Source organism: Burkholderia sp. E168m23, from assembly GCF_016586125.1.
GTDB lineage: Bacteria > Pseudomonadota > Gammaproteobacteria > Burkholderiales > Burkholderiaceae > Burkholderia > Burkholderia orbicola.
Genome location: NZ_BCPP01000041.1, coordinates 1 through 16,174 on the forward strand (window position 1 = coordinate 1; position 16,174 = coordinate 16,174).

Annotated in this window: 19 protein-coding genes and 1 pseudogene; 12 read left to right on the forward strand and 8 right to left on the reverse strand. The window is 61.4% G+C overall.

Annotated elements, in window-relative coordinates; genetic code table 11:
* Window positions 1–340 precede the first annotated feature (340 nt).
* Together JMF90_RS03880 and JMF90_RS03885 are read left to right on the forward strand one after the other, a co-directional pair.
* The gene (locus tag JMF90_RS03880; RefSeq protein ID WP_034196223.1) at window positions 341–535 is read left to right on the forward strand and encodes a hypothetical protein; all 195 of its coding nucleotides are present in this window, start codon (window positions 341–343) and stop codon (window positions 533–535) included.
* A gap of 58 nt (window positions 536–593) precedes the next feature.
* On the forward strand, window positions 594–941 hold the full coding sequence (locus JMF90_RS03885; RefSeq protein WP_011548858.1) for a hypothetical protein: 348 nt from the start codon (window positions 594–596) through the stop codon (window positions 939–941).
* A gap of 121 nt (window positions 942–1,062) precedes the next feature.
* Here the strand turns inward: JMF90_RS03885 and JMF90_RS03890 are convergent, their stop codons facing one another.
* Entirely contained in the window at window positions 1,063–1,239 is a 177-nt protein-coding gene (locus JMF90_RS03890) for a CsbD family protein (RefSeq protein ID WP_027792671.1), read from the reverse strand.
* 582 nt (window positions 1,240–1,821) lie between these two features.
* On the opposite strand from JMF90_RS03890, the gene JMF90_RS03895 reads away from it, so the two are divergent.
* The 3 genes from JMF90_RS03895 (at window position 1,822) to JMF90_RS03905 (ending at window position 2,551) form a co-directional block, all read left to right on the forward strand.
* Window positions 1,822–1,968 (forward strand): DUF3096 domain-containing protein, encoded by a 147-nt coding sequence (locus tag JMF90_RS03895; protein WP_006413561.1) that lies wholly within the window; start codon window positions 1,822–1,824, stop codon window positions 1,966–1,968.
* A 208-nt stretch (window positions 1,969–2,176) separates the two neighbouring features.
* On the forward strand, window positions 2,177–2,368 hold the full coding sequence (locus JMF90_RS03900; RefSeq protein ID WP_201317182.1) for a hypothetical protein: 192 nt from the start codon (window positions 2,177–2,179) through the stop codon (window positions 2,366–2,368).
* 24 nt (window positions 2,369–2,392) lie between these two features.
* Complete coding sequence (locus tag JMF90_RS03905) at window positions 2,393–2,551, forward strand: DUF3309 family protein (RefSeq protein ID WP_006413600.1); 159 nt, start codon at window positions 2,393–2,395, stop codon at window positions 2,549–2,551.
* 127 nt (window positions 2,552–2,678) lie between these two features.
* Here the strand turns inward: JMF90_RS03905 and JMF90_RS03910 are convergent, their stop codons facing one another.
* Window positions 2,679–3,968, reverse strand: coding sequence for a sodium:proton antiporter (locus JMF90_RS03910; RefSeq protein ID WP_041489453.1), 1,290 nt, complete (start codon window positions 3,966–3,968; stop codon window positions 2,679–2,681).
* Between the two features lie 281 nt (window positions 3,969–4,249).
* On the opposite strand from JMF90_RS03910, the gene JMF90_RS03915 reads away from it, so the two are divergent.
* Window positions 4,250–4,468: a hypothetical protein gene (locus JMF90_RS03915; protein WP_079999368.1), complete on the forward strand. Its 219-nt coding sequence runs from the start codon at window positions 4,250–4,252 to the stop codon at window positions 4,466–4,468.
* A gap of 265 nt (window positions 4,469–4,733) precedes the next feature.
* Here the strand turns inward: JMF90_RS03915 and tkt are convergent, their stop codons facing one another.
* The 4 genes from tkt to JMF90_RS03935 form a co-directional block, all read right to left on the reverse strand.
* Window positions 4,734–6,809: a transketolase gene (gene tkt / locus JMF90_RS03920; protein ID WP_011548861.1), complete on the reverse strand. Its 2,076-nt coding sequence runs from the start codon at window positions 6,807–6,809 to the stop codon at window positions 4,734–4,736.
* Window positions 6,810–6,884: 75 nt separating this feature from the next.
* Window positions 6,885–7,664, reverse strand: a complete 780-nt coding sequence (locus JMF90_RS03925; protein ID WP_011694893.1) for a PRC-barrel domain-containing protein — start codon at window positions 7,662–7,664, stop codon at window positions 6,885–6,887.
* A 323-nt stretch (window positions 7,665–7,987) separates the two neighbouring features.
* Window positions 7,988–8,302, reverse strand: coding sequence for a hypothetical protein (locus JMF90_RS03930; protein WP_011548863.1), 315 nt, complete (start codon window positions 8,300–8,302; stop codon window positions 7,988–7,990).
* Between the two features lie 138 nt (window positions 8,303–8,440).
* Window positions 8,441–8,818, reverse strand: coding sequence for a Spy/CpxP family protein refolding chaperone (locus JMF90_RS03935; RefSeq protein ID WP_011548864.1), 378 nt, complete (start codon window positions 8,816–8,818; stop codon window positions 8,441–8,443).
* A 340-nt stretch (window positions 8,819–9,158) separates the two neighbouring features.
* On the opposite strand from JMF90_RS03935, the gene JMF90_RS40690 reads away from it, so the two are divergent.
* Both JMF90_RS40690 and JMF90_RS03940 read left to right on the forward strand, forming a co-directional pair.
* Entirely contained in the window at window positions 9,159–9,341 is a 183-nt protein-coding gene (locus tag JMF90_RS40690) for a hypothetical protein (protein WP_011548865.1), read from the forward strand.
* A 244-nt stretch (window positions 9,342–9,585) separates the two neighbouring features.
* Entirely contained in the window at window positions 9,586–10,014 is a 429-nt protein-coding gene (locus tag JMF90_RS03940) for a PRC-barrel domain-containing protein (RefSeq protein WP_011548866.1), read from the forward strand.
* Between the two features lie 99 nt (window positions 10,015–10,113).
* On the opposite strand, the gene JMF90_RS03945 is transcribed toward JMF90_RS03940, so the two are convergent.
* A complete protein-coding gene (locus tag JMF90_RS03945) occupies window positions 10,114–10,833 on the reverse strand; it encodes a Crp/Fnr family transcriptional regulator (RefSeq protein ID WP_011548867.1) in 720 nt (239 codons plus the stop codon).
* Between the two features lie 646 nt (window positions 10,834–11,479).
* Here JMF90_RS03945 and JMF90_RS03950 point away from each other — a divergent pair.
* Together JMF90_RS03950 and JMF90_RS03955 are read left to right on the forward strand one after the other, a co-directional pair.
* On the forward strand, window positions 11,480–13,177 hold the full coding sequence (locus tag JMF90_RS03950; protein WP_011694891.1) for a site-specific integrase: 1,698 nt from the start codon (window positions 11,480–11,482) through the stop codon (window positions 13,175–13,177).
* Window positions 13,178–13,218: 41 nt separating this feature from the next.
* Window positions 13,219–13,818: pseudogene (locus JMF90_RS03955) on the forward strand (GSU2403 family nucleotidyltransferase fold protein); the annotation flags it as partial.
* Window positions 13,819–13,889: 71 nt separating this feature from the next.
* Here JMF90_RS03955 and JMF90_RS03960 read toward each other — a convergent pair.
* Window positions 13,890–14,135 (reverse strand): helix-turn-helix domain-containing protein, encoded by a 246-nt coding sequence (locus JMF90_RS03960; protein ID WP_011548870.1) that lies wholly within the window; start codon window positions 14,133–14,135, stop codon window positions 13,890–13,892.
* A gap of 143 nt (window positions 14,136–14,278) precedes the next feature.
* Between JMF90_RS03960 and JMF90_RS03965 the strand changes: the two genes are divergently transcribed.
* Window positions 14,279–14,962, forward strand: a complete 684-nt coding sequence (locus JMF90_RS03965; protein WP_231691711.1) for a hypothetical protein — start codon at window positions 14,279–14,281, stop codon at window positions 14,960–14,962.
* A gap of 750 nt (window positions 14,963–15,712) precedes the next feature.
* On the forward strand, window positions 15,713–15,892 hold the full coding sequence (locus JMF90_RS39965; protein WP_226292229.1) for an MbcA/ParS/Xre antitoxin family protein: 180 nt from the start codon (window positions 15,713–15,715) through the stop codon (window positions 15,890–15,892).
* Window positions 15,893–16,174: the final 282 nt, after the last annotated feature.

Sequence of the window (16,174 nt, forward strand, 5' to 3'; positions counted from 1 at the left end):
ATCGCCGAACGGCGGGAAAAGCATTTGTGAATAGACGCGGAGTTCACGGCCGCGATATTCGAGAGTGGGAATGGTCATGATGTGCTCCTGACAGAGCGACCGTTGGCGCCGAAGGATTCGAGGGCGCCGATGCCTTGACAACGAACCGGCAGGTCTCTGTAGTGTGCGCGTTCAGAACCGGTTGCGCAATAAAAATATCGGATACCGAATCATATTGTCGATTCAGGTTGATCATCTGGCGTCAGCGAGGTGCCGCAAAACCTGCGTCCAAATAGTCGATACCGTACAGACCCGCGCGTGTCGCTCGGTTCAACATAAAGTCAATACCGAGGAGGCCGCCATGTGCATCCCACTTTCACCCGAGGTTGTCGAGACCCTCAAATCGCTTGATCGGATTCCCGATTCACAAGCCGATATTCCACGCGTCATAGCCGATGAACTGTTGACTCACGGGCTTGCATACGAGTCGCGCACCGGCGGTTCGATCAACATGACCGCCGCAGGCCGGCTGTGGCTGAATCGGTGCGCCGATTAGCGCGCACGCGTCGACCGGGTTTTTCCTGTACAACGATCCATGGACCCATGAGGCAACGATGAAAATCCAATCTACACGATGGTTTACGCTGGACCAATATGCGCCTGTGCGCGACGGATGGTATGAGGTTCGACTGGTGAGCGGAGACACGGCGTTTGCGAAGTTCGGCGACGGCGAATGGACGGAAAAGCCGATGCTCACCTTTACGCGCTGGCGAGGCTTGTGTTCCGATCCGGCCAAGTCGAGCGACCAGGAGACGCTTGCAGTGGATGCGACCGCAGATGCGACCGCGGCGAAAGGTGTCCGGGACGCGTGGGACACGTTCTTTCCCGGCGTGGGAGACGCGCAGCACAAGCCGCTTGCCGACGTGCACAGCGACCACCCTCGACGCATTGCGATATCTTGAAGGTCGGTCGGGAAGCGGGTAGCGCCGGATGTTGCCTGCACGCGCCGTCAACATCCGGTGAATTCGCGTCACGTTGCCCGATCGCGCGGTGCGATAGAACCGAACCGTTCGCGTGAGCATCCTACGGCCGCTTCCTGAGTTGCTCCTTCGCGTCACCGAATGACGCTTGCGTCTTTCCGATGACCTGTTCGACCTTGCCCTGCATCCTGGTCGATCGATTTCCCATGATTCTGCCGACCATTTCCTTCAGTTTGCCCTTCGCTTCCGCGATGCGGCCTCTCATCTGATCCCTGTTCATCATCTTGCTCCTTGACATGGATCGCATGTTTCACCGGTACGAAATCCTGAACCATCGAAGCGTCGTACTGGTGCTTCGGCGCGCGACAATCAGGATGCCGGAATACAGGTTGAGCGCGTTCGTGACGGAAGTCGGTACGATGCCGTACGTGAACCGGCACCGCCACGCGAGCAGGTGTATGCGGGCGGCTCCCGGGTCGATCGCTGCGAAGGGTGGTTGTCTGTTTTTACATGCTTGGTACGCTTTCGTACCGCATTCACGTTCGCCAGTGTGTAGCGTCGGGGATATCCACGAACTGCCTGAGGCGAATCATGCAGCGAAAAACACTTACATGAGGTACGCAGGGATCGCGTCTTGCTATCTGCGTCGTGGTGCAGGGATGCACGACGACCGGCACATCCGACGCGAGCGGCCGCCAGATCGACGAATGCCACATCACCGCCGCCGGCGTCGGCTCGCTCCTTGCGCGCTCTTGCGCGACCGCCAAGAGCCCGCGTGTCGCCTGGGTCAAGTCGCTGTAACGAGCATCGGAGGCAGCGCGGATTCGTATCCATCTGTCGTTTTCAATCTTGCGGAGGGCATATGCACATCCTCACGAGCGCAGGCCCACTGGTTTCGCTGATCGCCGGCATTCTGATTCTCGTCGTGCCGCGGCTGTTGAATTACATCGTTGCGATCTACCTGATCGTCATCGGGTTGCTCGGTTTGTTCGGAGGGCATCTCCACTGAACCGGGTCCCGTCACCCGAAAAAGCAGGTGACGAACTTCGCAGCTGGTACCCACGATCGTCGGCTCGTCGGTGTCGACAGGTCGATCCGTCGCGCGGTGCCGTGCGTCCGGTACGTCGCCGGACATACTCCACGCCCGCGTCCGCCTACCTTGATATCGAAAGAGTCGATGCACGTCCCGAACCGGGTGCATCGCGCACGAGCCCTGCATGAAGAAGCAGGACGACTTCCGTCCGGGTAACTCCGGCATTCGAGAGGCGACCCCGCGAATTTCGACGCGACCGGCGACGAACGGCGCGTGCGCGCGTCGACGTGGAATCGCTCGGGAGCGTTTCGACGGAAACATCGGTTCGATTGCATTCGGCGAGGCCAACGATGCGGACGCATCGCGGCATGACTAGCCGGATTGATTGAAGAGAGACGGCATGTCACTGGGACTACTTCTACTGATCGTTGCCGTGCTGCTGATGGTCGGGATGATCCCGACCTGGCGCTACAGCAACGGCTGGGGTTATGGTCCAAGCGGATTGCTGGGCTTGGTATTGGTCGTGTTACTCATACTGATGCGGCTGGGCAGGCTGTGACGCGGGACATCATCGACGCTGCAAGTTCATGGAAGGACTGTCGCCCGGCACCTTGAGTGTCGGGTGTGGCATCGCGCCAAACCGTTCGACCAGCCCACGCATCGCGTCACTACGCCCGTCCTGGGTCTCACGCATAACGACGCATCAGCGGCGCAGCTGAAATACCGTGCAGCACGATCGACACGGCGATGATGGCCAGTACCCACGGAACCATCGGCAACAGTTGCGCGCGCGGCTCTTGCTCGATGGCCAGCATCAGGTAATACAGGGAACCCACGCCGCGAATGCCGAACCAGCTGATCAGCCGGCGCTGGTGGTGCGACGCCCGGGAGCCGATCAGCGCAAGCTGGGTGGCGGCCGGCCGGATGACGAACAGCAGTGTCGCGACCACGGCCGCGCCCGCCCAGGTGAGCATGTCAGCCCAATACCGTGAGACGAGCGCGCCGATCAGCAGGATCAGGACGGCTTCGACGATGTGTTCAAGCTCGATTGTGAATCCCATGACCGATTCCGCGACGAAGGCATGGGCTTTGTCGGGATCGGTGGCGGTGGCTTCGACATCCTCGCTGTTCACGACGCCGACCGTCTCCTTCGACGTCTTCTGGCCGCTCGTTCGATGTTCGACGCGCCGCATCGCGACGCCCGCCGCGAACACGGCCAGGAACCCGTAGCCATGAATGGCGAGCGCCACACCGTACGACAGCATGATCAGGCCGAGCGCGAAGAACCCTTCGAGGCCGAGCGCCTGGCTGTGACGGCTGCGCAGGAATGCGACGAGCCGGGCCGTGACGAAGCCGAGCAGCCAGCCTGCGCCCGCACCGGACGCGATACCCCATGCAATGCCGCCGACCATGCTCCAGTGAAGCGCCGACGTCGTGCCGGAACCGCACAAAAGCATGCCGAGTACCGCGCACGGGTAGGCCGTGCCGTCGTTGATCCCACCTTCGGCGGACAACGAAAAACGTACCAGCTCGACGTCACCCGCGTCGCGCACGCCGACGTCATGAGCGAGCACGGGGTCGGTCGGCGCGATCATCGCGCCGAGAAGTACCGCGACACCGAGATTCAAATTCAGCACCAGCACGCCGAGCGCGGCGATCGACGCCACGGTGAAGATCATTGCGACGACGCCGAGCCGCAGCGGCAGCATCCAGCGGGGATCGGCGGGCGGGACACGCAGCCTCAGGCCGATCGCGAACAGCGAGATCAGCAAGCCGATTTCGGCAGCAATGCGCAAGTTCGTGACGTCGTCCGGCAATTTCAGCGACAGGAAGCCGGTGCCGGCCGGTCCGACCAGAAAGCCGATCCCGAGATACACCATGGCCGCACTCAGCGGCAGGCGCTTAAGCGACGATCCGATGAGTCCCATGAAAATCAGCAGGGCTCCGAAGATGAGGCATCCGATCGTTTCGGTCACTTTGCATACCTCGCATGGATCACGTTGTGCTCGCCGCGTGTCGGCCGCAGGTCGCCATGCGGCGTCGTGGAGGGTGGTGCGCGGCACGCACGGGACGGCTCGCGCCGGACGGGGCGCCGATGCCCCCCGCGCCCGTCGCACAGTATCGCGCCGGGCGCCTGCATTGCGGCCGTCGCTGCCGGGAAGTGCCCCGCGCGCATGCGATGTACGGTAGCGGGCAGAGCGGCGCAGTGCTTCGGCATAGACTGTCCGCCGTTCCTCACGACAACCGGAGCATTGCCATGGCCCACACAGCAATCGAGGAAGACCTCCGTTCACTCGAACGACTCATTGCACGCGTCGCCCCCGGTGAGCCTGCGCCATGGGCACTCTGGCGAATTAGGCTGGAATCGATTCTCGAACACGGCAGTCCGACGCCATCTGAACGCATGCATTTCGTCAGCATCATCGCCCTTATTCTCATGCTCGAGCGCCGAGCCGGCAAGCCCGCCACCGCTTGAGCATGGCGGGTGGCGGAATGGGCGGCGCTTCGCGCGTTCGGTTGGTTGTGGAAGGTCCCGGCGCCCGCCGTCCGCCACGCGCATGCCGGCAGTCACGGCCCGTGCGCGAACGAGAATGCGCCAGTGCCTCATACAGGAGAGCGGAGCGGATCACGTGGCGCATCGTGCCCGATGCCCAGTCGATGGTCGACGCGGTACTCGAAGCCGGTATGTGCCATGCCAGCTGCGGCCCGAACGGTTGATACGCGTACGGGCCGTCCACGGATCAGGCGAGCAGTTTCAGTGCGTGGTCGCAGACGTTCTCGACCGTGAAGCCGAAATCTCGCATCAGCTCGGCGCCCGGCGCCGACGCGCCGAAACCCGCGATGCCGAGTACGTCGCCACGATCGCCGACATAGCGGTGCCAGCCTTGTGACACACCCGCTTCGATCGCCAGCCGCGCGCCGACCGACTTCGGCAGCACGGCGTCCTGATATGGCTGGGGCTGAGCGTCGAATAATCTCCAACAGGGCAGCGACACCACCCGAACCGCTACGCCGCGCGCGAGCAATTCGACTTGTGCCGCCAGCGCGAGCGTGACTTCCGAGCCCGTCGCGATCAGGATCAGCGTGGGGTGGCCATCGGGGGCATCGGCCAAGACGTAGCCGCCACGCCGCAAGCCCTCGGCCGGCGCGAACCGGAGGCGATCGATGGTCGGCACGTCCTGGCGGGTCAGTACCAGCGCAGTCGGTCGCTCCCGCGCTTCGAGCGCCACACGCCACGCGACGGCGGTTTCATTGGCATCGGCCGGTCGAATCACCAGCAGGCCCGGGACCGCACGCAGTCCGGCAAGCTGCTCCATCGGCTGATGTGTCGCACCGTCCTCGCCGACGGCGAGACTGTCGTGCGTGAACACGTAGATCACCTGCAGACGCATCAATGCGGCGAGCCGGATCGGCGGACGCATGTAGTCGGAAAAGATCAGAAAGGTCGCGCCGAATGGCCGGATGCCGCCGTGGGCCGCCAAGCCGTTCAGGATCGCGCCCATCGCATGCTCGCGCACGCCGAAATGCAGATTGCGGCCGCTACGGCTCCAGCCGCCGCCGTCGGACCCTTGTCGGTCGAGCGCGTTCACGCCGGCGGCCTCGAAATCGCCGAGCCCGATTAGCGCGGTGAAGGTGGAGGGGTTTAGGTCGGCGGAGCCGCCGACCAGCGACGGGACGCGGGAGGCGAGGGCGTTCAACACCTTGCCGGATGCGACCCGCGTCGCCATGCCTTTCGGATCGGCCGGAAAGACCGGGATATCGCGGTCCCAACCGTCGGGCAGCTTGCCGTGCACAGTGTTCAGCAGCATCCGAGCCAGCTCGGGGAACGCGCGCGTATAGGCCTCGAACCGCGCGTTCCACTGCTCTTCCCGTACTCGCCCCTCCGCCAGCGCCCGGCGAAAATGCGCGAGCGCCGGTGGGGGAATATGAAACGCGGGATCGGGCGGCCAGCCGAGGTTGTGCTTGGTCAGGCGCACCTCGGCATCGCCGAGTGGCGATCCGTGAGCCTGGTACGTGTCTTGCCGGTTGGGCGAGCCATAGCCGAGATGCGTGCGCACGAGGATCAACGACGGACGTCGCTGCTCGGCGCGTGCGTTGACCAGCGCCGCATCGATGGCGGCCAGGTCGTTGCCGTCTTCGACCGTTTCGGTATGCCAGCCGTAGGCGTCGAACCGTTGTGCGCGATCTTCGGTGAAGGTGATCGCGGTGCCGGCGGACAGCGTGACGCGATTATCGTCGTACAGGCAGATCAGCTTACCGAGCTGGAGATGGCCGGCAAGCGATGCCGCTTCCGCCGCGACGCCTTCCATCAGGTCGCCGTCGCTGACGAGTGCGTAGGTGCGGTGATCCACGATCTCGAAGCCGGGACGGTTGTAGCACGCGGCGAGCTGCGTTTCCGCCATCGCCATGCCGACGGCGTTGGCGAAACCCTGGCCGAGCGGGCCGGTCGTCGTCTCGACACCCGGAGTGAGGCCGCGCTCCGGATGGCCGGGCGTGAGGCTGCCCGATTGCCGGAAGCGGCCGATCTGATCGAGCGGCAGGTCGTAGCCGGTGAGGTGGAGCAGGCTGTACAACAGCATCGATCCATGTCCGGCCGACAGGATGAAGCGATCGCGATCGAACCATGCCGGATTGGCCGGGTGATGCTTGAGATGACGCATCCATAGCGCATAGGCCATCGGCGCGGCGCCGAGCGGCAGGCCTGGATGGCCGCTCGCCGCTTTCTGCACGGCATCGATCGACAGGAAGCGCAGCGTATTGATGCACAGCGCATCGAGTGCCGCCCCTTGGATTGACGGGAAATCGGTTGAGGTCATGCAACTGCTCCTTGGCGTTCGGTCACGCAACATCCCAAACGGGATGGTGGTTGCGTTGACGGCCCGTCGTCCGCGTTAGCGGTCTCGGGGCCAGTAGCCGTGCTTGCCGTAGAATTCGTGCAACTCGATTTCGTAGCTTCGATGCACGAGCTGCGAGTCGTCGTAGGGAGGGCTGCGGCGGATCGCGTCGCGCGTGAGCGTGGCCGACACCGTTTCCGTATGCCATTCCACCTGGTCAAGCCAGTGCGTCGCGATCAGGACTTCCTTGCCGGTCGACCACCAGCTCGACGTGTCGATCGCGAGATAGCGGATCACCCAGGCTTCATCGTCGTAAATGAAGTCGGACACGTGACCGATATGTCCGTCCGTGGCTTCGAGCCGATATCCGTCGACCTCGCCGGTGCTGCGCAAATGCGTATCCGCCGGCGCACTGGCCGGCGCGCCGTGCGAGAACAGCGGGTCGCCGGCATCGAGATCCTGCGACGGTCCGGCCGGATCGAAAGCCGGGTAAGCACCCATCCCCCAAAGGTTCGGGCCGCCCCAGTAAGTCGGGTAGTTGTAGTAACGCAGGTACTCGATCTCGTGCTGGCGCGATACCGGCTTGTGCGTGTCCAGATTCGGGCTGTCTCTCACCTGCTCTTGCGACAGACTGACATATAGCGTGCGGAATTCGGGATGTGTTACGGAATATGGCGAGATTAGAACCCGTCTGTCGTGCAGCCAGTCGCCCGTCTCGACGACGAGGTAGCGAATACACCAGTTGTCGTCGTCGAAGTAGGCCTGGTTAATGTGCCCGATATCGCCGTCCTTCGCTCGAACCGTGTCTCCGTGCAACCTTCGGATGCTTCGCAACATGATGTCCTCGTCAGAGCGATGCCCGGCACTTCGGTGATCCGGCTGACCTGCCTGCCGTGCAGTGGTATCCAGCCGTTCGCCCGCCGATGCGGAGCGATGCCTGCTAAGCGCGTCCCCTCGGGCGGCCGGCATGATTGAGACGCTACACGCGACGAATGCCCGATGCGGTACGAAACCGTACAATGCGCGCACGGGCGCGAACCGCCCCTCCCGGCATGTCGCGACACCTCCTCGCCAGCTTCGTCATCAGGATCACGAAGCAGTGAGGATCGCCACATCCACGTGCCGCCAGGTGTACCCGTCCGCCGGACTGGATTCGTACGTCAACGCAGCCGCAGCGGGATGAACAGCGAGACGCCGGGCGCCGGTGCCGGCTCGTAAACCATCGGAGGCGCGGCATAAGCGTCATCCTCGCCATCGTAATAGCCGTCGCCTCCATGCCGGTGATGGTCGTAGTAGCGACCGCCCTGATGCGTCATGCGCGCGTGATTGCCCTTGTCCCAGCCGTGATTCATTCTCTCCGCATGCAACTGCGGTGCAACGACAAGGCAGCCGAACGCAACGATCATGCCGACGAGCCGCGTGCCTGATCTCGGCGCCACCGTGTTTCGACGTGCGTGTCCGGCAGAAACGTCCATCATGTTCTCCCGTGTACGATCCGCAATCTGCCGGTCAGCGGCTGTCATCGACAGTCGGTATCGGCAGAAGGTCCGGAACTATTGCTCCTTGATCAGGTGGCGACCGTTGCCACGGAAAATCGCATTCGCGTTCTGCTTTTACGTATCGGACATCTTGTCGTAAAGCGGCTGAAACGCCGTGGTCAGCTTTTTGACGCCATCTGCGTGCACGTTGGTGACTTCGCCATAGGAATGAAGATCGCCCATCGCGCTCATGTCGTTCGCGTGATCGCTACGTGCCTTCCTGAGCGATTCCATCGCGTTCGCGTTGTCGCGCATCACCTGCGCCACCGGCTGCCACAGCGATTCCTGGCCAGGCGTGATGCCAAGCCGCTGGTGCAGGCTGTTGATGCGCCCGTCGATCGACCTTTGCGCCGCCACGGGCATGATGTGGGGCGGTGCTTGATCCGGTGCGGAGCCGCGGGCATTCGAGAGTGAGGGGAAGACGGCCGCGCCGAGGGCGACTGTCGCCGCCACGGAGAACTCGCCGGCAATCTGTCGGGGGAGAGCGAGAAGAACGAGTGTCGTGGCGGATCCTGGTGAAAAATTGGGAAGAAGTCGACGTACCGCGACGCATCCGGTCGGCGGCGAATTTCGGCCCGGTAGCCCAGCTATACGCGGGATGCGCGGGCTCAGTCTGTCCTATGCCGGACGGTTTTCCGGTGTACGTGGCCGTTTCGCGATGTCCGGCGGATCACGCTCGCACCGGGCGGAATATTCCAATCGGGCCTATGCTGGCATCGTGACCGGAGGCGTTTCACGCTGGTGGGCCAGATGAATCCGGCCCGATCCGACCATCAACTCCACGGAGGCGGTTATGCGCAGCAGGTATCGAGAGCAGCATACGAACGGTGGCAAGAGCGAGCGCAATGTCGACGAGGCGGTGGAGGGGACGTTCCCCGCCAGCGATCCGCCGTCGATCGGTGGTGTCACGAGGATGATCTCCCGCCCGGCCCATCGAAAGCATCACCGGAAGTCGTTGCACATCAAGCACCGCTAGCGCAGGGGCAGCGCCCTGCGAGACTACGAAGGATCGAGTCGTCGCCGGTATTCGGCGATATCGATAAGCGTGGCGGAATCGGTCGGAGCGTCGGCGAGCCAATATTCCCGAGGTGCTCGGGTACGGAACCGTACCGACTTCCAATGCCGGTGCGCGCAGCGTTTCCTCGTGCGTCGAGTGCCGCTTTCGATGTCGAGGCCGTGTACGAGACGGATATTCCCGGAACTTGTCCAAGGAGGACATCATGAGGATGCTCCACACCCCCGACCGATCCGGGGATGACGGCAACGGGGGCAAGCTCGTCGAACGCGATGCTGGCGATGAACCCGGTCATATGGTGACGACCGCCGATGTCCTGAGGGGCAGCAAGATCATCGCGTCGGACGGTGAGGATATCGGCAACGTGTTCGACATCGTGCTCGATTTGCACCACGGCAAAATTGCCTACGCGGTAGCGTCCAGCGGCGGCATGGGCGAGATGCTTTGTGCCATTCCGTGGAGTGCGATGAAATACGATGTCGGTGACAAATGTTTCCACCTGGACGTGACCGCCGCGCATGTCAAAAGTACCCCTGGCTTCGACGACGAGCATTGGCCGGTGATGACGCAATCGCAGTGGGGATTGTCGCTTCACCAGTACTACAACCGGGCGCCGTACTGGGTCGCCGGATGAGGCGAGGTTGGCGGCAAGGTGTCGATCGGCCGCTTCCGGGCCTTCTCGGACATCGAGGGCAGTTGCGGGAAAGGCCGGCACGATGCGGCTCAGTGGCGGCTAGAGTCGCTTCAGATCGGGAAGCAGGCGATCGAATTCGCGTTTGACCACCGCATAGCATTCGCACACGCGCTTTTCGAGCCCGGGTCGGTCCAGCACTTGGATATGGCCGTAGTTGTAGCGGATGAGGCCCGCGTCCTGCAGCTTCAAAGCAGCCTCCGTCACGCCCGACCGCCGCACGCCCAGCATGTTGGCGATCAGTTCCTGCGTCATGCGCAACTGGTTCGAAGGCAGGCGGTCGAGGCTGAGCAGCAGCCAGCGGCACAGCTGCTGATCGATGGAATGATGGCGGTTGCACACCGCAGTCTGCGCCATCTGCGTGATGAGCGCCTGGGTATAGCGCAACAACAGGCGTTGCATCGCATTGCCACGCCTGAATTCTTCTTTCAGGACGCTCGCGTCGAGCCGGTAGGCCTGCCCAGCGCTTTGCACGACGGCGCGACTCGGCGTCGTTTCGCCGCCCATGAACAGCGACACACCGATCATGCCCTCATGCCCGACGATCGCGATTTCCGCAGACGAGCCGTCCTCCATCACGTACAGCAGCGACACGATCGACGTGGTCGGAAAATAGACGTGATGAAGCTGGCCGCCCGATTCGTACAGCACTTTTCCCAACGGCATGTCGACAAGCGTCAGGTGAGCGGCGAGGTGAGCGCGTTCGTTTTCCGGCAGCGCGGCAAGCAGGTGATTTTCGGTGATGGGCGGGTTGTCCTGCATGCGTGGCTCCTGCGCTCGCGCTCGGGCGACGATGAAGAATCCAGCCATTAGGGGCGCAGTGGGAATCGGCGGGAGAGGCCAATCCTCACACTTTACCGATCCGACGACCGGACGGGATGGCGGCAGCAATATGTCCCTTTTCTCGATGAGTTCGGGAGACCGTTCGAGCGCGAATCCTGCATCAAAAATTATAGTGCCGGCACATGTCTCATCAAGGTGGGCGCAATCACGCGCAGGCGTACCGTCGACGTTGACGTGTGGTGTTGATGACAGATGGACGATGCCGGAAGCGCCGCGTTGCCTGCTGTTCGATCACGAACTGGCAACCGTTGAGCGCATTCCCGTCTGGACTTGCCCCTGTATCTCCAGACACCCGTTATTGTAAGTGGGGGACTGTGTTCGGTGTTTCAGGGGGCTGCTCCACCGTCATCCACGACGAGCAGCTTGCGACGATCCCGTCGCATCACTATCTGGATGCCTGGGAGCGGCGGTGACAGGGCATCACGAACCGCAAGCGCTTGCCGATTGCGGCCGTATTACGTACCTAACCATTACGAATTGAAATAACTTTGTCAGCAATTTGATGATGATAGGCAGATAAGGATTATTATCTGCCTATCATCAAAAATCGCCTAAACTGGAGATCATGAAAACGCGTCAGTTCCATGCCACTGCCGACGAAGCCACGCTCGACTTTCCGGACGAGGCGGAGCTTGCCGCGCTACGGAGCTGGTACGCCGGTCTGGAGGCGCGAGCCGCTGTCTCTCGTTACCTGAGCGAACGGCGGGCAACTGGCGCATCGTCGCGTAGCATCCTCGGGCGCATTCGCCGGCGACTCGTGGCGTTTGCTCGAGCGCGTCATCGCGAGGATCTCGCGATCGCGTTCGTCGATCGTCCTTCTCAAGCCGTGGTAGACGCTGTCGTCCAGGCCATCGATGTACTGCGTCATCTACCTGTTCCCCAGCCGCACATCTCGGATGAAATTGGCGAATGGCTGCCGCCACGTGTCGTGGTGTCCCTGCAGGCGCACGGGATCAGAACGCTTGCAGACCTGACCGTCCGAATTCCGCGTCGGAGCCGCTGGTGGTCGACGATCGACGGTCTTGGGGCCGCCGGCGCGCGGCACGTTGAAGCGTTTTTTGCTGCGTACCCGGCCTTGACCGAACGAGCCCGCACGTTGATCGCCGCGGTACCGTCCGGAAACATCGTTCCGTGGGAGCGAATGCACGTGCCGCATGAGGTTAACGGCACGCGTGGAAAGTTTCGGGCACCGCAGGAGGCCTGCTTGCTGAGCGCATCGAATGACTACGAGGCCGTCCTCTCCTGGTTGTCGCTGCATGAATCAGCGGATACGCAACGTGCCTACAGGAAAGAAGCCGAGCGGCTGATCCTGTGGGCGATCGTCGAGCGCGGTCGAGCATTGTCGTCGCTCACGACGGATGACGCGATTGCGTATCGCGGCTTCTTGCGTCGGCCGACACCGCGGGAGCGTTGGGTGGGGCCGCCTCGGCCACGACAGAGCGTCGAGTGGCGGCCGTTTAACGGTTCCCTATCAGCTCGGTCGACAGCGCATGCGTTGACGGTGCTATCCGCAATGTTTCGTTGGCTGGTTGAGCAGCGCTATGTTCAGGCGAACCCATTTGCTGGCGTCAAGGTGCGAGGTGGCGTGTTGCATACGGGACTGGACGTCTCGCGGGGCTTTACGGAGGGCGAGTGGTTGTTGATCCGCACACTGGCCGACGGGCTTGAATGGTCATACGGCTGGAGCGAGCCAGCTGCTCAGCGCTTACGCTTTCTACTGGACTTCGGCTACGCGACGGGGCTGCGCGCCGGCGAACTGGTTGGCGCCAAGCTGGGCGATATCCGCCGCGACGAACATGGCGATCACTGGCTGCATGTGATCGGGAAGGGCGGGAGGCCCGGTAAGGTTGCGTTACCGACACTGGCGCGAACCGCGTTGGATTTTTGGCTCATGCAGCGCGGGTTGCCGGTGACGCCATCTCGTTGGATTCCTTCTACTCCGCTCGTTTCAAGTCTTGAGGAAGACGCTGCCGGCATTCAGAGTACCCGTCTTTGGAGGGTGATCCGCCGCTTTTTCCTGCTGGTGGCCGGTGCGATCGAGGGGGAACAGCCGGCGACCGCCGAGAAATTGCGCCGCGCGAGCCCGCATTGGATACGCCATACACATGCCACGCATGCGTTGGCGCGTGGCGCGGAACTGATCATGGTGCGCGACAATCTGCGGCATGCGTCAATTTCGACAACGTCGACCTACTTGCATAGTGACGAGGCGCAAAGGGCGCGGCAGTTTGACCGGGCGTTTTGCTCCAGGAGTTCGAAATAAAAACGACTGCGTAGAGGCGGTCAGAGATTGCAAAGAAGGTCATGGGCGCGGGGGCGAAAGGCTTCTACGCGGAATTCCTCACGCCGTTGACGGGCAGTCCTTGTCGGCGCAACAAGGTGACGAAGCAGCTGGAAAAGGATGCGACCGAGGCGAATGCCGGCGTCGTGGCCCAGAAGCTGCGTCACCTCGAAGTGCTTCTACACGAGCCGTGGGCGGTCACGATCCCGGCCAACGAGTCGGGTCTCGGCGAAGACGTGCCGGATCTCCAGATCCCGAATCCAGTGAGCTTCATGGTCCAGAAGTTGTTGATTCGCGACGACCGGATTCCGGAAAAGCGTGCTCAAGACGTGCTCTACATCCACGATGCGATGCTTCACTTCGTGAACACGATCGAGGATGATCTGATCCCAATCTGGAAGCGCCTGTATGACACGATGACGGAGGCACAACGGAAGTCGGTGAGATCCGGTGTCGACGAGCTATTCACGGAAGTCAACGACATTATCCGCGCCGCGGTCGAAATTGCGCAGCCTGAACGCGACATCGATCCGGAAGATATGCTTCGGCTCTGTCGTGATGGTTTCGACGAGCTATTCGGCGACGCTGGGTGGCCGTTGGGGGCGGGGTCTCCTTTTGCATAAGGAGTTTGAGGACTGGCTTACTCCTCGCCAGTCGGATCAAAAGCCGCTGCGATCGCGTGCGAGTTACCTCGTTACAAACCTGCCGAAGCGAGAAGTTCTGAAGGTTGCCAAGCAAGCGCTCGAGAGATTCTCAGAAGATTCAGCAACGTGACATTTCGTTCGCCCCTCTCGATTTTGCCCATGTGGCTTCTGTCGATGTTCGCGAGGTGGGCGAGTGATTCCTGCGAAATGTTGAGTGCGAGTCGGCGTGCACGGATCGACCTACCTATCTGCTTGAGGTGCGCTTCTGTGTCGCTTCGGCCCGATACCCTTTCCATGCGCGTATGGTCGAGGTATCATCATCGATTGGCCACGGCATTTACGACCCATTAATGCCAGACAAGTAGAAAGCGACGAAGTGAGGACCGAGCGGGTGTTGTCCCGATCTTGTCGTCAATGAATGATGGAGTAGTTAGCGGTGATGTATGGCGATGGAGCGCTGTCGGATGTGCAGTCGGTAGTGAGCGATGTAGTTGGTGGGCTCACCGAAGTCTCGGAAATGCTATCGTTGTTCGATGCTGGAAAGAAGAATGTGTCCCACGGGCATGCCGAGATGGTTGCGACCACGTTATTGAACGGATCGGTCGACGTCTGGTACCGAGGTCGATACTTGACGGTGCCCCTTCGTCAACTGACTGCGTGGTTCAGAAATCCCGTTGAAATTGGCGCAGAACGCTTCCATGTTGCTGAGCCTGTCTTTCGACGTTGGATGGACAGCGAGCAGGAGCAAGGGGCTGGCCATCTTTTTCTGCAATGCAGCCATGCAGATTGCAAGCAGCGTCGGATGTTGACCTTTTACGACCCGCGTGAGATGCAACAGATGGAGCATCGCGTTGCTTCGGAGATTTGGTACTGTCATCGCCATCGCCTTGTGGCGTGGGAGGTGTCGCGATCTCTAAGCGACGAATATCTGGAACTGCTTGCGCTCGTGTACCGGTCGCCCGGATGCAACCGCGATCAGCTCAAATGCCTGAAGCGCGATACCGACTTTCTGACGTCGATTGGACTGTTGACATCTGAGCCACCAGCAAGTGGAGGTCGAAAGGCATATGCGTTTCGCTTGACCTCTCAAGGTACGGACATCGTTCGTGCGCAGGATCAGTAACTGGTAAAAACATCAATGTCTAGTAAGCGCGACCGTGCAACCGCTTCTTGGCTACTTTCCCGGTCGGCACAGCATCTGCGCGTTATCAGGGCAGCCATGGCCGTTTCCGGAAATCTATGGATTGCGCTTGAGTGGTATCGGCACAGTTCGCTGCCAGAATTCGATGGCAAAACTGCCCAACGTCTGGTGGCCGACGGCCGAGAAAAGGCCGTGTTGGCGTACCTGGCTTCAATCGGGAGCGGATGGGCTGGATAGTCGGATCGTGATTGAGCCGACTAGTGATCATCACCCCGTCTGGTCATTGGTGAAGCTGGTAGATAGGTGGGACAGAGAATGGTGCGGGATTATCCTCAGCCACCAAGCTCCGCTCCCTGTTTTCGGTTCTGAGGCAGAAAGCGTATATATTGATGCATTGAGCCATTCGTGGATCAACGTTTCCGTCAGTCAGCCTACAGAGATCTGTTCACGATGATATGGGCAGAACTCTATATTTACACTTTGTGCAGTTAAGAGCTGCACTGTCAATTATAGACGGGTTCTACGGTAAGCGTCTGGAGAACGGGTCTTGGCGGGGTCACTGCTTGCTAAGCCCCGTATGAGATATCGGCGCGCGACCAACGCCGAATCGAGCGCGACACATAAATGCCCACCACTAGAAAAGGCAACCGCGAGGATTCGCTGCCATCGGATTCAGGCCCACAAAGTATCTCGCCAGCCGTCGTTGAAATGCTTGTCACGCAGGTTCGGAGGATGATCGAAGAATCTGGGAATCCGGATGGCTTTGACGCACGGTCATGGCTTCTCAACTGGCTTCATTCGCCGGTTCCGGCTCTCGGTGGAGGATGTCCTGCAGACTACCTTCACACTCCTGAAGGCGTAGATCTGATTGCGAGGTTGCTCGCGAGCGCGCAAACCGGGGCTTACTGGTAGGCTCTTCGGATAACCGTGCAACGCCGCGCAATGCCGTTCACGACGCCAAGCTTGGCCGCCTGTCTTTGATAACAGGCGCAATTCGCGGTGAGATGTGGACTCCCCACGCAACGCTGCGCCAGCGTGCGTGCTTTGCCGCGCTTACGTACAAGCGCGGCTAGACGCGGTGAGGCTATCGATCGGGAGGCGTGGAGCCTTGTGAGCGCTCAAATACGAACATGCGGGAGTTGCGTTGAGGGGCAGGGGAGGGGGCTAGGAACAAATTTATGCAAAATTTGGGAA